This is a genomic window from Streptomyces cathayae (genome assembly GCF_029760955.1).
Taxonomy (GTDB): domain Bacteria; phylum Actinomycetota; class Actinomycetes; order Streptomycetales; family Streptomycetaceae; genus Streptomyces; species Streptomyces cathayae.
The window spans coordinates 5,689,220-5,703,457 of the sequence record NZ_CP121682.1; the positions used below are offsets into that span (position 1 = coordinate 5,689,220).

General features: G+C 73.2%; 13 protein-coding genes and 1 pseudogene. 7 read left to right on the forward strand and 7 right to left on the reverse strand.

The window, feature by feature from the left end; translation table 11 throughout:
• Positions 1-230: 230 nt before the first annotated feature.
• Both PYS65_RS25965 and PYS65_RS25970 read right to left on the reverse strand, forming a co-directional pair.
• Complete coding sequence (locus tag PYS65_RS25965; RefSeq protein ID WP_279336344.1) at positions 231-773, reverse strand: DoxX family protein; 543 nt, start codon at positions 771-773, stop codon at positions 231-233.
• Between the two features lie 432 nt (positions 774-1,205).
• Positions 1,206-2,207 carry a Gfo/Idh/MocA family protein gene (locus PYS65_RS25970; protein WP_279336345.1) on the reverse strand — a complete coding sequence of 334 codons (1,002 nt, stop codon included), beginning with the start codon at positions 2,205-2,207 and terminating at the stop codon, positions 1,206-1,208.
• A 140-nt stretch (positions 2,208-2,347) separates the two neighbouring features.
• Here PYS65_RS25970 and PYS65_RS25975 point away from each other — a divergent pair, with 140 nt between their 5' ends.
• From PYS65_RS25975 to PYS65_RS25985, 3 genes are read left to right on the forward strand one after another with little or no spacing between them, the layout of a single operon-like run.
• The gene (locus PYS65_RS25975) at positions 2,348-3,712 is read left to right on the forward strand and encodes a multidrug effflux MFS transporter (RefSeq protein WP_279336346.1); all 1,365 of its coding nucleotides are present in this window, start codon (positions 2,348-2,350) and stop codon (positions 3,710-3,712) included.
• Positions 3,709-4,842 carry a serine hydrolase domain-containing protein gene (locus PYS65_RS25980; RefSeq protein WP_279338082.1) on the forward strand — a complete coding sequence of 378 codons (1,134 nt, stop codon included), beginning with the start codon at positions 3,709-3,711 and terminating at the stop codon, positions 4,840-4,842. The genes PYS65_RS25975 and PYS65_RS25980 overlap by 4 nt, the downstream gene beginning before the upstream one ends.
• Before the next feature lie 34 nt (positions 4,843-4,876).
• The gene (locus tag PYS65_RS25985; protein ID WP_279336347.1) at positions 4,877-5,908 is read left to right on the forward strand and encodes a small ribosomal subunit Rsm22 family protein; all 1,032 of its coding nucleotides are present in this window, start codon (positions 4,877-4,879) and stop codon (positions 5,906-5,908) included.
• 44 nt (positions 5,909-5,952) lie between these two features.
• Here PYS65_RS25985 and PYS65_RS25990 read toward each other — a convergent pair whose 3' ends face one another.
• Positions 5,953-6,243, reverse strand: coding sequence for a DUF6243 family protein (locus PYS65_RS25990; RefSeq protein ID WP_279336348.1), 291 nt, complete (start codon positions 6,241-6,243; stop codon positions 5,953-5,955).
• 120 nt (positions 6,244-6,363) lie between these two features.
• Here PYS65_RS25990 and PYS65_RS25995 point away from each other — a divergent pair, with 120 nt between their 5' ends.
• Both PYS65_RS25995 and PYS65_RS26000 read left to right on the forward strand, forming a co-directional pair.
• Entirely contained in the window at positions 6,364-6,999 is a 636-nt protein-coding gene (locus PYS65_RS25995) for a TetR/AcrR family transcriptional regulator (protein WP_279336349.1), read from the forward strand.
• Between the two features lie 195 nt (positions 7,000-7,194).
• Complete coding sequence (locus PYS65_RS26000; protein ID WP_279336350.1) at positions 7,195-7,932, forward strand: bifunctional DNA primase/polymerase; 738 nt, start codon at positions 7,195-7,197, stop codon at positions 7,930-7,932.
• A 42-nt stretch (positions 7,933-7,974) separates the two neighbouring features.
• Here PYS65_RS26000 and PYS65_RS26005 read toward each other — a convergent pair whose 3' ends face one another.
• Both PYS65_RS26005 and PYS65_RS35275 read right to left on the reverse strand, forming a co-directional pair.
• On the reverse strand, positions 7,975-8,982 hold the full coding sequence (locus PYS65_RS26005) for an SCO2278 family lipoprotein (protein ID WP_279336351.1): 1,008 nt from the start codon (positions 8,980-8,982) through the stop codon (positions 7,975-7,977).
• Positions 8,948-9,076, reverse strand: a pseudogene (locus PYS65_RS35275) (iron transporter); the annotation flags it as partial. The gene PYS65_RS26005 and the pseudogene PYS65_RS35275, both read right to left, overlap by 35 nt.
• Positions 9,077-9,175: 99 nt before the next feature.
• On the opposite strand from PYS65_RS35275, the gene PYS65_RS26010 reads away from it, so the two are divergent.
• The gene (locus tag PYS65_RS26010) at positions 9,176-9,853 is read left to right on the forward strand and encodes a PhzF family phenazine biosynthesis protein (protein ID WP_279336352.1); all 678 of its coding nucleotides are present in this window, start codon (positions 9,176-9,178) and stop codon (positions 9,851-9,853) included.
• An 8-nt stretch (positions 9,854-9,861) separates the two neighbouring features.
• Here PYS65_RS26010 and PYS65_RS26015 read toward each other — a convergent pair whose 3' ends face one another.
• Entirely contained in the window at positions 9,862-11,286 is a 1,425-nt protein-coding gene (locus PYS65_RS26015) for a sugar porter family MFS transporter (RefSeq protein WP_279336353.1), read from the reverse strand.
• Positions 11,287-11,683: 397 nt separating this feature from the next.
• Complete coding sequence (locus PYS65_RS26020; RefSeq protein ID WP_279336354.1) at positions 11,684-12,985, reverse strand: DUF1479 domain-containing protein; 1,302 nt, start codon at positions 12,983-12,985, stop codon at positions 11,684-11,686.
• A gap of 90 nt (positions 12,986-13,075) precedes the next feature.
• On the opposite strand from PYS65_RS26020, the gene PYS65_RS26025 reads away from it, so the two are divergent.
• Positions 13,076-14,218, forward strand: coding sequence for an ROK family transcriptional regulator (locus PYS65_RS26025; protein ID WP_279336355.1), 1,143 nt, complete (start codon positions 13,076-13,078; stop codon positions 14,216-14,218).
• Positions 14,219-14,238 lie beyond the last annotated feature (20 nt).

Consider the following 14,238-nt stretch of genomic DNA (forward strand, 5'->3'; position numbering starts at 1 on the left):
CGCCGAGCAGTCCGGTACCGCCGGCCTCGTCCGTGCCGACCCGGCCCTGGTCCCGACGGTTCGCGTCCGGCCCCGCGCACAGGCCGTCGACGGAGTCCGCGGGCCGACCGGACCGACGGTTCGCGTCCGGAACCAGGACCGGATCCGAAGCCGTGACCCGATGAGGGGACGGGCGGTCGCCCATGGGGCAGAGCCCGGCCCGGGGCGGCCGGTAGCCCCGATGCTCGGTACTACTCGAACAACGCCTCCTGTTCGCCCTCCCGCGCCTTCCGCAGTCGCCGGCTGCGCGCCCCCACCGTCACCGCCGTGGCCGCCGCGGTCGCCGCGAAGGCCACCGGGACCATCCAGCCCCGGTCGGCCGTGTGGCCGAGGGCGTGGTCCACCGAGAGGCGGCCGGGCCCCGCGACGGCGATGCCGGCCGCCGTCAGGCCCAGGAGCGCGGCGTGCTCGTAGCCGCCCTCCTGGTTGAAGAAGCCGTTGGGTGCGTGCACGGCGGCCGCGCCCGCCATCGCACCGGCCGCCGCCGCGCCCGCCGCCGGGGTGGCCAGGCCGAGCGCGAGCAGCACGCCGCCGCCCGTCTCCGCGAGGCCCGCCGCCGTCGCGCTGGCCTTGCCGGGCGCGTAGCCGATGGTCTCCATGAACTGGCCGGTGCCCTCGATCCCGCCACCGCCGAACCAGCCGAACAGCTTCTGCGCGCCGTGCGCCGCCAGTGCCCCGCCGGTCCCCAGCCGGAGCAGCAGCAGGCCCAGATCGCGTCGGTCGTAACAGGTCACGTCGTCTCCCGGGGCAGTCGATTCGCGTGACCACCGTCGCATCCCGGCGTCCGGTCCGACCCGCCGCCGCCCGCCGTTCGGGTGACGAGGGGCGACGAGGGGCGGCCGGTGGGTGACGACGACCGACGGCCGGCAGGGCGACGGCGAGATCAGCCGCCGCGGGACCGGCGAGGCCTGATCGCGGCAGCCGTTCCACCCACCGGCACGTGACCCGCGGTCCCACGCGGGGCCACCCCCCTGCCGGTGCGGTGGAACGGCCGCCCTCCCCCTGGAAGTGGCCTGCGGAAGCCTGCTGCCTAAAGTGTGAAGCTTTGGTGCAGGAGAGTTGAGCATATGTCCGCTGTGGGCCGCAATGCTGCGGATGTTCGCATTCCGCTTGTGTGGATCAGAGAGGGCCGGGCGACGCCTGACGGGCCGTCGGCGGGGCGGGGCTCACACGGTGTCCCCCGGGTAGCGGACGCCGATGCGGTCGCGGATCGCGTCGAGCGTCCGCATCACGGCGAGCGTGCCGTCCAGCGGGACGAGCGGGGACTCCGTCTCACCGGCCCGCAGGGCGCGCATCACCTCGGCGGCCTCGTGGGCGAGCGTGTCGCGGCGCCCGTCCGCCGGGTCGGCCGTGAACTTCTCGGCCTCCCGGCCCTCCCGATGCAGCACGAACCCGTCGGGGAAGAAGAAGCCGTACGGGATGTCGATGCGGCCCTCGGACCCGGTGATCGACGCCGAGGTCTCCGTGCCGCCGACGACGGAGCAGTGCACCGACGCGAGGGCGCCGTCGTCCCAGGAGAGCAGCGCGCCCGTCTGGAGGTCGACCTTCTCCTCGGAGAGCGTCGCCCTCGCCACGACGTCCGACGGCTCCCCGAGCAGCAGCTGCGCGAACGACACCGGGTACACGCCGAGGTCCAGCAGCGCGCCCCCGCCCAGCGCGGGGTCCCGCAGCCGGTGCGTGGCCGGGAAGTTCCCCGCCAGGCCGAAGTCGGCCCGCACGGTGCGGACTTCGCCGATCGCGCCGTCGTCGACCAGCGCCTTCAGTCGCCGTACCATGGGATGGCAGTACATCCACATGGCCTCCATCAGGAAACGCCCCCGGTCGCGCGCCAGGGCGACCAACTCCCCGGCCTCGCGCGCGTTGAGCGTGAACGGCTTCTCGCACAGCACGTTCCGCCCGGCCTCCAGGCACAGCCCGGCCGCCGCCCGGTGCGCCGAGTGCGGAGTGGCGACGTAGACCACGTCGACCTCCTCGTCCCGCGCGAGCGACTCCCAGTCGCCGTACGCCCGCTCGGCCCCGAACCGGTCGGCGAACGCCCGCGCCGACTCCGCCGACCGGGAGGCCACCGCCACGATCTCCGCGTCCGGCAGCTCCGCCAGATCCGCCGCGAACCTCGCGGCGATCCCGCCGGTCGCCAGGATTCCCCAGCGCACGTTCCGCCCTGTCATCCGCCCCACCCCTGCTCGTGTCGTCGGCACATCGGCCGCGGAAACCCGTGGAAGCGCTCCCATGGCATCGTCGTCGACGCCGAGCACTCCGTACGAGCTGAGAGCATAGGGAGCCGATGACGCGGAAAGGGAGGGGCCACATGCCCGAGGGCGGGGCGTCCATATCGAATCCGACGGCGAACTCGACGGCGAAAACGGACTCAGCGGAAGAATCGACGACGAACCCGGCGGCGAACCCGGCGGCACGTCCGACCGCGAGCGCGGCGCCGCCGCTCCGCGCGACCGCCGGCCGCACCGGCCTGCTGCTGACCTTCCTCCTGGGCGGTCTGACCGCCGTACCCCCGCTGGCGATGGACATGTACCTCCCCGCCCTTCCGGAGGTCACCCGGTCCCTGCACGCGCCCGCCGCCACCGTCCAGCTCACGCTCACCACCTGTCTGGCCGGAATGGCGCTCGGGCAGCTGGTGGTCGGCCCGATGAGCGACCGGTGGGGACGCCGCCGCCCACTGCTCATCGGCCTCGCGGTCTACGTCGTCGCCACCGTGCTGTGCGCGTTCGCGCCGAGCGTCGGACTCCTCGTCGCCTTCCGGCTGCTGCAGGGCCTCGCGGGCGCGGCCGCCATCGTCATCGCGCGGGCGGTGGTCCGCGACCTGTACGACGGCGTGGCCATGGCCCGCTTCTTCTCGAACCTCATGCTGATCTCCGGCCTGGCGCCGATCATGGCACCGCTCATCGGAGGGCAGATCCTGCGGGTGACGGACTGGCGGGGCGTGTTCGTCGTCCTCGCCGTCCTCGGGGTGCTGCTGGCGGCCCTGGTCTGGGTGAAGCTGCCGGAGACGCTGGCCCCCGCCGACCGCCACGGCGGCGGCTTCGGCGCGGCCCTCGGCTCGATGCGCCGGCTGCTCGCCGACCGGGTCTTCACCGGCTACATGCTCACCGGGGGATTCGCCTTCGCCTCCCTCTTCGCCTATGTCGCGGCCTCCCCGTTCGTCGTCCAGGAGATCTACGGGGCGTCCCCGCAGACGTTCAGCCTGCTGTTCGGGCTCAACTCGATCGGCCTGATGATCATGGGGCAGATCAACGGCAAGGTGCTGGTCGGCCGGGTCCGGCTGGACCGGGTGCTCGGTTTCGGGCTCTGCGTCGTGGTCGTCGCCGCGGTCGCGCTGCTGCTGATGTCGCTGGGCGTGTTCGGCGAGGTCGGGCTGGTACCCGTGGCCGCCGCGCTGTTCGTGCTGATGTCCGCGATGGGCATCACCATGCCCAACACCCAGACCCTCGCCCTGGTGCGCACCCGGCAGGCCGCCGGTGCCGCCTCGGCCCTGCTCGGCACGGCGTCCTTCCTCGTCGGCGCGATCGCCTCCCCGCTGGTCGGGATCGCCGGGGAGGACACCGCCGTCCCGATGGCCGTCGTCCAGCTGACCGCCGCCCTGGTGGCGCTGGCCTGCTTCACGGGCCTGTGCCGCCCCTGGCAGGCGCGGGCGAGTGCGGAGGGTGAAGGCTTCTGAGCACCCCGAGGCTGCGCCACGGCACCCCCGAACGGGCCGGGCTCGACCCCCGCGAACTCCGGGCCCTCGTCGGCGAGGTGCACGCCGGCACCGCCGGGGAACGCCCCTGGGCGGCCGGCGCCGTCGTGGCCGTAGGCCGCGGCCCGGTGCTCGCCGTGCAGGAGGCGGCGGGCTGGGCCGTGCGCTACGCGGCGTACGACGAACGCACGGATACCGCGGTGGAACTGCCACCGGACGACCGGGTCCCGATGGCCGTGGACACCCCCTTCGACCTGGCGTCCCTGACCAAACTGTTCACCTCGGTGGCCGCCGTGCAGCAGATCGAGCGGGGCACCCTGGGCATCGACGCCCGCGTGGGCGCGTATCTGCCGGACTTCCCCGCGGCCGTCCGGCACGGCATCACCGTCCGGCAGCTGCTCACCCACACCTCCGGGCTGCGCCCCGAACTCCCCCTGTACGACTGCGCCGACGACGCGGAACGGCTCGCCCTGCTGCGCGCCGAACGGCCGGTCGCGGCGCCCGGCGCGTACCGCTACTCCGACCTGAACATGCTGCTGCTCCAGCACGTCCTGGAACGTCTCACCGGCCGCACCCTCGACACGCTCGTCCACGACGGCATCACCCGGCCGCTCGGCATGACCGCCACGGACTTCGGCCCGTGTCCGGGCGCGGCGGCCACCGAGGACCAGCGGCGGCCGTGGGCCAAGGCGGACCGCGGGATGCTGCGCGGCGAGGTGCACGACGAGAACGCCTGGGCGCTCGGCGGGGTCGCGGGCCACGCCGGTCTCTTCTCCACCGGCCGCGACCTGGCGGTCTTCTGCCGCGCCCTGCTGGCGGGCGGCGCCCACGGCCCCGCCCGCATCCTCGGCCCCGACTTCGTGGACCTGCTCCTCGCCCCGCCGGGCCTGGGCTTCGCCGTGGACCAGCCGTGGTTCATGGGGGAGCTCGCGGGCCGCGGAGCGGCGGGCCACACCGGCTTCACGGGCACGTCCCTGGTCCTCGACCGGGCCACGGACACCTACCTCGTCCTCCTCGCCAACACGGTCCACCCCCGCCGACCCACGGCCCCGGCCAACGGCCCCCGCGCACGTGCGGCCACGCGGGTGGCCCGCGCGGTCCGGGGGAGGTGAGTCCGGCCGCCGGCCCGCGCCATAGAATTTCCAGGTGAACGACCCCGCTCCCGCCCCCGCCTCCGCTGCTTCTCCCGCCTCTCCCGCCGACGTCCTGCGCGGCGCGCTCGCCGGACTGCTCGACGGACTCCCGCCGCGGCGGGCCGCGCAGGCCGTCGAGCGGCTGATCGCCACCTACCGGGGCGCCACCCCGACCGGGGCGCCCATCCTGCGGGACCGGGCGGACGTCGCCGCCTACGCCGCGTACCGCATGCCGGCCACCTTCGAGGCCGTACGCTCGGCGCTGGCGGCGGTCGCGGACGCCGTGCCCGGGTGGACGCCCGGCGACCACGTCGACGTCGGCGGCGGCACCGGCGCCGCCGCCTGGGCGGTGAGCGCCACCTGGGACGGGGAGCGGCCGGTGACCGTCCTCGACTGGGCCGAACCCGCACTCGCCCTCGGCCGGGAACTCGCCATCGCGAACCCCGCCCTCAAGGACGCCCGCTGGGACCGCGCCCGGATCGGCACGGAGCTCACCCTCGAGCGCACCGACCTCGTCACCGTCTCCTACGTCCTCAACGAACTGACCGCCGCCGACCGCGCCGCCCTCGTCGACACCGCCGCCGGCGCCGCGCAGACCGTCGTGATCGTCGAACCCGGCACCCCCGACGGCTACACCCGCGTCATCGAGGCCCGCGACCGGCTGGTGTCGGCCGGCTTCCGGGTCGCCGCCCCCTGCCCGCACAGCCTCGCCTGCCCCATCATCCCCGGCACGGACTGGTGCCACTTCGCGGCCCGGGTCAGCCGTTCCTCACTGCACCGCCAGGTCAAGGGCGGCTCCCTGCCCTACGAGGACGAGAAGTTCAGCTACGTCGCCGCCACCCGCCTGCCCGCCGTCCCGGCCGCCGCCCGCGTCGTCCGCAAGCCGCAGATCCGCAAGGGCCAGGTCCTCCTCGACCTCTGCGAGAGGGACCCGGCCCTGAGCCGCACCACCGTGACCAAGCGTCACGGCGACCTGTACCGGGCGGCGAGGGACACCTCCTGGGGCGCCCCCTGGCCACCGGCGGCCGACGACAGCGGGGACTGACGAGAGGGCCGGCGACAGGTCTGACGAGAGGTCTGACGAGCGGACTAGGGCCGGCTTTCCTGCCCGGAGTCCTCTCCCTCCCGGCCCTCCCCTCCCTCCCCTCCCTCCCGGCCCTGCCGTCCCTCCCGGCCCTCCCGGCTCTCCTGCTGTTCTTGCTGCTTCTGCTGTTCCTTCCGCTGCTCCTGGAGCTTGCGCAGGAGTTCGCGTTTCTGGGCCTGGGGGTCGAGGCCGCCCCCGACGCGGCCGTCGCGTCCCCCGCCGCGCAGGGCCTTGCGGCCGAGGTGCTTCCGGGTGCCGCCGACGCCCAGCATGTTTCCGGTTCCGCCTCGGGACATGGTGATCTCCTTCCGGTGAGCGCCCTCCGCGGACGCACTTGACGAGACGTATCGTCTCGATCCGACCCCCCTCACTGTCAGGCGAGACGCGTCGTCTTGTCAACCTGATAAATTCGACCCATGGCCACGAACAACCCCGCACCCCCCGACTCCACCCGCCGCAGTGAGCGCTCCCGTCGCGCCATCTACGACGCGGCCATCGCCCTGGTCGTGGAGGTCGGCTACCCGAAGACCACCATCGAGGGCATCGCCGCCCGCGCCGGCGTCGGCAAGCAGACGATCTACCGGTGGTGGCCGTCGAAGGCGGACGTCCTTCTGGAGGCGTTCCTCGACCTGAGCGAGCAGGCCGCCCGCGCCGCCGGACAGGAACCGGAAAGCGGCGGGGCGTACGGGATCCCGGACACCGGGGACCTCGCCGCCGACCTCAAGCTCGTCCTGCGGGCCACGGTCGACGAACTGCGCGACCCGGCGTTCGAGGCGCCGTCCCGCGCGCTGGCCGCCGAGGGCGTCGTCAACGAGGAGCTCGGCCGGAGGTTCGTCGCCCAACTGCTGGAACCGTCGCTCCAGCTGTACGTCGACCGGCTGCGCTCCGCGCAGGAGGCCGGAGGGGTCCGCCCCGACGTCGACCCGCGCATCGCCCTGGAGCTCTTCGTCTCCCCGCTCGCCCAGCGCTGGCTGCAGTACACGGGGCCGATCAGCTACGAGTACACCGACACCCTCGTCGACTACGCCCTGAACGGCCTCGCCCCCCGCTGACCGGGAGCGCCCGCGCTGCCTCCTCGGTCACGCCGGCGTACCCCGGGGTGCACCTTTCGCCCCCTGGGGCACCCCTCGTCCGGTCCGTGCACCGCTTGTCCCAGGTGCGCCTATTGTGGGCTCCGGCCCCCCGATGCACACGAGGGGGGGACCATAGGGCATGCTGAAAGGCACGAGGGCGAGGCGAGGAGTTAGATGAGCGCGGAGTTCGGCGGCAGGACCGGCAGGCAGGGCAAACTCTCCCGGTGGCTGCGTGGCCGCCGCCCGGAACCGGTCGCCGACGAAGGCGGCCGTGAGGAACTGCTGCTCGCCGCCGCCGACGCGGGACTGCCGCTCGCGCCCGCCGCCCACCCCGCCGCCGGATACCGATGTTCGTGCGACCGCGTCGGCTGTCCCACCCCCGCCCGGCATCCGGTCTCGTTCGCCTGGCAGACGCAGTCCACCACCGACCGCGCCCAGATCGAGCGCTGGGCCCGCCATCAGCCGCAGGCCAACTTCATCACCGCGACCGGCATGGTGCACGACGTACTCGACGTGCCCCTGAACGCCGGTCGCGAGGCGTTGGAACGCCTGCTGGCGGCAGGGGTCGAGGTCGGGCCCGTCGCGGAGAGCGACGACGGCCGCATACTGTTCTTCACCCTCACCCGGGGCACCCCCGAGGAGGAGGACGAGTGGTGGCCGTGCGAGCTGGACTGCCACCCCGAGACCATGGACGAGCACCCCGGCCTGCGCTGGCACTGCCGCGGCTCCTACGTCCTGGTACCCCCCGCGCGGCTGCCCGGTGACGACGGCCGCTCGGTGCACTGGGCACGCGGTCCGGAGCATCCGCTGCCCGACCCGCTGAGCCTGCTGGAGTACCTCACCGACGCCTGCGCCCGCCACGCGGTCGAGCACCCCGACCAGGCGACCACGGCCTGGCCCCTGCGCCGATAAGGTCCGGCAAGGACCCGCTGTCCGGACCGCGCGGTCCCGGCCCTACTCGCCCTTCGCCGAGGTCAGCCCCTGGATCCGGCCCAGGATCTCCACCTGGCCGTCGCCCGGGTCCAGCGCCACCTCGTTGGAGACGAACTCCATCGTCAGGGTCTGCCGGATCTCCCCCGTGGTCAGCGCCAGCACATCCTTGTTCGGGGCCGGCACGGACGCCCCGTCCGCGGCGGTCTGCTTCTCGAAGTGGCGCGTGGTGAAGAACACCAGCGCCCCGCCGTCCTCGGTGCGCAGCGCCAGGGGCGCGTAGTCGCCGTTCGTCATCGGCTCGTCGATGTACTGCGTGGCCAGCCCCGGCCGCGCCGACTGCTTCGTGCGCAGCGCCCGCCACGCGCTGGTGTGCGGGCCCTCGGCGAAGGTGGCGCCGCCGCCCTTCCCGTCCTCGCCGTTTTTCAGGTACGTCGCGTAGGTCGCGCTCAACTCGCCGGGCGGCACGGTGAGATCGGTGGCGTTCGCGGGGACGGCCTCGGCCCAGCCGTCCTTGTCCAGCGGGAACCCGGGTATGTCGTCCGGGGCCACCAGCGTCAGATACGCCGCCTCCCAGGTCTCCTCGAGACCGCTGCGGGTGAACACCAGCAGCCAGCGCACGTCGCCGCCCTTGTTGCCCGCCGCGTCCGCGAGGAACCAGCGGGGCCAGCCGGCCTTCTTGGGAATGGTGAACTTCGCGTCCGTCAGCTTCAGCGGCGAGTGCCCGGAGTTGCCGTCCGGGTTGTTGGCCTTCCCGGCCGTCAGCCGCGCCTTGTCGATGTCGCCGAGCGCGCCGGTGGTGTACTCGGCGTCCAGGGAACTGTCGTACGCCTCATCGGCCTTGTTGTAGGCGGCCGTGAACTCCTGGAGTGCCTGCGCGGCTTCGGCGCGGGTGGTGGCCGGAAGCACCTCGCGCTCGCCGTGCACCACCACGCAGCCGCTCGCCGTCAACGACAGAGCGGTCACCGAAGCCGCGAGCAGCACGCCCCGGTCGAACCCGCGGAGCCTTCGCAAGCCGAGATCCCTGCTCATCCGCTTCCTTCACCTTCCCCTTCCCGGAGGCGAACCCTACCGGGACGGGGGACAGCGCGAACATGCGGACGGGACACAGCGGCCACACCGTGACCGAGCCGGAGCGGGAAGCAGCCGGGCCGGGGCCCGCCGGCGTCAGCCGTCCCTGGTGGGGATGACCGGTACCGCGGACGCGCGGTGCTTGAATGCTCTCGTGTCTGATTACGACGTGGTGCGCGTCTTCTGCGGCCCCCGGGGCGGGTACGGCAACGAGCTCGGCGTCGTCCGCGACGGTTCCGTGATGCCCGAGCGGAGCGACCGGCAGGAGTTCGCCGCGAAACTCGGCTTCAGCGAGACCGTGTTCGTCGACGACCCCGAGCGCGGGGTGATCGACATCTACACCCCGACCCTGCGCCTGCCCTTCGCCGGCCACCCGTGCGTCGGCGCGGCCTGGCTGCTCGACGTACCCGAACTCGTCACCCCGGCAGGGGTGGTGGGCGCACGGCAGGACGGGGAGTTCTGCTGGATCGAGGCGCGCGCGGAGTGGGTGCCGCCGCGCACCCTGCGCCGGTACGCCACCGCCGCCGAGGTCGACGACCTGGCGGTGCCCCCGAAGGGGGTGGGGGCACCTCCCACGCCTTTCGGGCAGTGGGGGAGGGTCTACGCCTGGGCCTGGGAGGACGAGGCGGCGGGCCGCATCCGCGCCCGCGCCTTCCCCGGCCGGGACGACTGCGTCGACGAGGACGAGGCGACCGGCGCCGCCGCCCTCCTGCTCACCGACCGGCTGGGCCGCGCCCTGAACATCACTCAGGGCGCGGGCTCCCAGATCCTGACCGCACCGCAGCCGCACGGCTGGACCGAGATCGGCGGCCGGGTGCTCCTGGAGCGCTGAGCCTGTGCTCAGCCCATCTCCTCCAGCGTCCTGCCCTTGGTCTCCGGCACCCACGTGAGGATGAACGGGACCGCCAGCGTGGCGAAGATCGCGTAGATCACGTACGACCCGGACAGGTTCCACTCCGACATGCTCGGGAACGTCGCGGTGACCAGCCAGTTGGCGATCCACTGCGCGCAGGCGGCGACGCCGAGCGCGGCCGCGCGGATGCGGCTGGGGAACATCTCGCCGAGCAGCACCCAGACCGCCACGCCCAGCGACATGGCGAAGAAGAGGACGAAGGTGTGGGCGGCGACCAACGCGACGGCGGCCTGCGTGTCGGGCAGCGAGATGCTGTCGCCCGTTCCGGTCTTGTGGGAGAACGCCCAGGCGACGGCCGCGAGCGAGACCGCCATACCGGCGGAACCGATCGAGGCCAGCGGCTTGCGGCCGATCCGGTCGATGAGCACCATCGCGATCACCGTGCCCACGATGTTGATGACCGAGGTGGTGAACGAGTAGAAGAACGAGCTCGACGGGTCGATGCCCACCGACTGCCACAGCGAGGAGCTGTAGTAGAAGATCACGTTGATGCCGACGAACTGCTGGAAGACCGACAGCCCGACGCCGACCCAGACGATCGGCAGCAGGCCGAAGCGGCCGCGGAGGTCCTTGAACCGCGGTGCCTTGTCGCTGCGCACGGCCAGTTCGATCTCGGCCACCCGGGCGTCGAGGTCGATCTGCGCGCCTTCGAGGGCGCGCAGCACGTCCTTGGCCTCGCCGGTCCTGCCGACCGAGATCAGGTAGCGCGGCGACTCCGGGATGCGCAGCGCCAGCACGCCGTAGACCACGGCGGGAACGGCCGCGATGCCGAGCATGACCTGCCACGCCTCCAGGCCCAGCAGGCTGCCGCGCTGGTCCCCGTCCGCGAGGGTGAGCACCATCCAGTTGACCAGCTGGGAGACGGCGATGCCCAGCACGACGGCGGCCTGCTGGAAGGAGACGAGCCGGCCGCGGTACGCGGTGGGCGCGACCTCGGCGATGTACGTCGGGCCGATCACGGAGGCCATGCCGATGGCCACGCCGCCCACGATGCGCCAGAAGGACAGGTCCCACGCCGTGAACGGCAGCATCGAGCCGATACTGCTGGCCAGGAAGAGCAGGGCGGCCAGCCGCATCACCCGGAGGCGGCCGACGCGGTCGGCGAGCCGTCCCGCGAGCATGGCGCCGGCGGCCGCGCCGAGCAGGGCGATGGCGATGACGGCGCCGAGCGTGGCGGCGCCGACGTCGAACCGTCCCCGGATGCCCTCGACGGCGCCGTTGATCACGGCGCTGTCGTAGCCGAAGAGGAAGCCGCCCATGGCGGCGGACGCCGCGACGAAGACGACGTGACGCAGCCGGTCCGGCCGGGCCGCGAGACCCCCGGCGGCAGGGTGTTGTGCTGTGCTCGTCACCTACGGACTCCTGTGGTGATGTGTGTCGTTGCCGTCCGCCTCGGGCGAGGAGCGAGGAGCGAGAAGCAAGGACAGGGAGCGCCGCGGCAGGTGCACACACTGCGGAGGGCGGCGCTCGGTTCGGAAGAGGAAGAAAGAGGAAGAAGGGGAAGAAGGGGAAGAGAAGGAGGCCCGGCTTCCGGACGCGGGAAGCCGGGGGAGTGCTTGATCGGCCGCTCGGGGCGCATGAGTACGCCTGGGGCGTTTGCCCACGCCCGAGTCCGGACGGGGCCCGGCCCGTCCGCCGCCCGGGAAGGACCGTGCTGCGGAGGACCGGGTGCCGTGCCGAGTCGTGCCGTGCCGAGTCGTGCCGGCCGAGAGGCTTCGGCGCCGACCCGGTGCACGGGGGGCGGGCCTGTCAGTCGTCGAGGCCCAGGCCGCGGCGGCCCGTCTCGTTGAGCCGGTCGACGTCGAAACGGTCGGGCCAGGCGCGCTCGTAGTGCTCCTCGGGGAAGTCACTGGGGCTGGAGCCGGTCAGGAACGCCTCGCGGACCTTCGCCGAGTACGCCTCGTTGCGCGGGCACCAGGGGGCGGCGGGGATGTACATGACGTTGCCCCAGCCCTTCTGGTCGGTGATCGGCGCGACGCTGTGGATCATGTCGCAGTGCCACCAGACGGAGTCGCCCGCCTTGACGTCGGGGATGCCGGTGAGAGCCTCCAGGAGGAGCGGGTGCCACTTCTCGTCGGCGGGGAAGACCTGGTTGGTGGTCACCCCGCACATGTCGTCGTCCGGGACGTCCGGGAGCAGCGGCCGCAGCATGAGGTACGCCATGGCCTCGGGGATCGGGACGGTGTGCAGGACGCCCTGGTCGTGGTCCATGTCCGACAGGGCGGTCCAGCCCTGGAAGGTGCGGAACGCCGAGCACATGGTGGAGCCGGGGTACTGGGGTCCGGCCGTGCGGTGGGCGGCGTCCCAGGGGTCGTACTCCTCGACGCTGCCGTCGAACAGGTGGCGGAACGCCTGCTGGTAGGCCCGCGTCATCCACAGGTCGAGGGTGCCGGGGTCGAGGTGGGTGCCGAGCCCGCCCGAGTCGGCGCCCGGGGGACGGCGGCGGATGCGGTCGGGGTAGAGCGCGTCACGGTCCGGGTCGAACCACTGCACGCCCTCGGACTCGTGCTTCCACAGGGAGTTGAGGAAGGACTGGACGTTGGCCATCCGGTCGCTCTGGCGGGCCTCCATCTGGGCCTGCGACCAGTAGACGGGGTAGATCTCCGGCTTGGAGCCGACGCTGCCGAAGAAGTCGTCGCCGGGGCCCCGGTAGTTCTCGAAGAACTCGTTGCGCTCCACGTAGTCCACGATCGAGGCGTCCCAGGCGAGGGCCTGGTCGCGCTCGAAGTGGCCGCGGACGACGAGGCAGCCGCGGCGGCGGAGCTTGTCGAGCTGCTCCGGGGTGACGGTGCCGTTCGCGATGTCCGCGTAGTCGATGACCGGCCACACACTCTCGCCGCGTTCCTCGTCGGCCCGGATCTCCGCCAGACGGGCGCGGACGCGCTCCTCGACGACGGCGAAGACCTCCTCGACGGTGCGTCCGGAGGCCTCGATGCGGGCGCGCAGCGCGGGCTTGATCTCGCGGATGGCGGCGGCCAGGTCCTCGGGGGTGTTCTCCCAGTGCGGCAGGGCGGGGAGGCCGGCCTGCCGCGTCTCGGTTGCCAGCGTCATTGCTCGGCTCCTTTGGTCAGGACTCCTTACTAGACGGCAACCTAGCCGCCCGCCCGCATTTGGGCAAGAGTCCTGACTAAAATCCTCGGCATGTCACTGGCCAAGCCGTCACTCGAAATGCTGCGCGCGCTGACCGACGAGAACGTGCTGCGCGCGCTGATGGAGGAAGGGCGCCTGACCCGCGCGGAGATCGCCGCCCGCACCGGGATCTCCAAGCCGACGGTCTCCGACAGCGTGCGGCGGCTGAGCGAGGCCGGTCTGCTCGCCGACACGGGCGAGCGCACCACCGGCCGCGGCCGGGTCGGCACCTACTACTCACTGGCCGCGGACACCGGGGCGGCCCTGGTGGCGAGCATCAGCCCCGAAGGCGTCGTCGCGGAGACCGTCGACGCCTTCGGCACGGTCACCGCCCGCGCCGAGGTCGGCCTGGGCCGCGCCCCGGGCCCGCACGCGACCGCACGGGCCCTGACCGAGGCGGTCGCGCTGGTCCGGCCCCGGGTGCACGGCCCCCTGCGTACGGCCGTGGTCAGCGCGGCCGATCCGGTCGACCGCGTCACCGGACGCCTGGTGCACCTGCCGGACGCCCCGTTCCTGGTCGGTGACCTGGACCCGGCGGCGGTACTGGCCGACACGGTGGACGGGACGGTCCTGGTCGACAACGACATCAACTGGGCCGCCCGCGCCGAACGCGCCACCGGATGCGCCCTCGGCGTCGACGACTTCGTCTACGTCCACCTCGGCGAAGGACTGGGCTGCGCGGTGGTCACCGACACGGAAGTCCGCCGCGGACACCACGGGTTGGCCGGCGAGATCGCCCACCTCTACACCGCCGGGCCCCGGGGCACGGCGCTGCCCCTCATCGAGGTCTTCGCCGAACTCGGCCTGCGCCGCGCCGAGTCCACCGCCATCGACGTCGACGCCCTGCGCACCGCCACCCTCGGCGACTCCGCGACCGCGCGGTGGATCCGCGGCGCGCTGGCCCGCGCGGTGGGCGGCGTGCTGGCGGCGGCGGTCGCCCTGGCCGACCCCCGGCTGATCGTCCTGGGAGGCACCTGGGGCGCCGAACCGCACATCGCCGAGGCGATCCGCGAACGCTTCGCCGAACTGCCCCGCAGCGTCCCGGTCACCACGGCCCGGGTCCCCGAACCCGAACTCGCCGGCGCCCGCACCCGCGCCGTGGAGGCCCTGCGCACCGCCATCATCGCCACCCCCCGCCCGCAACCGTCCACCTGACCCGAAGCATCGGTGACGTG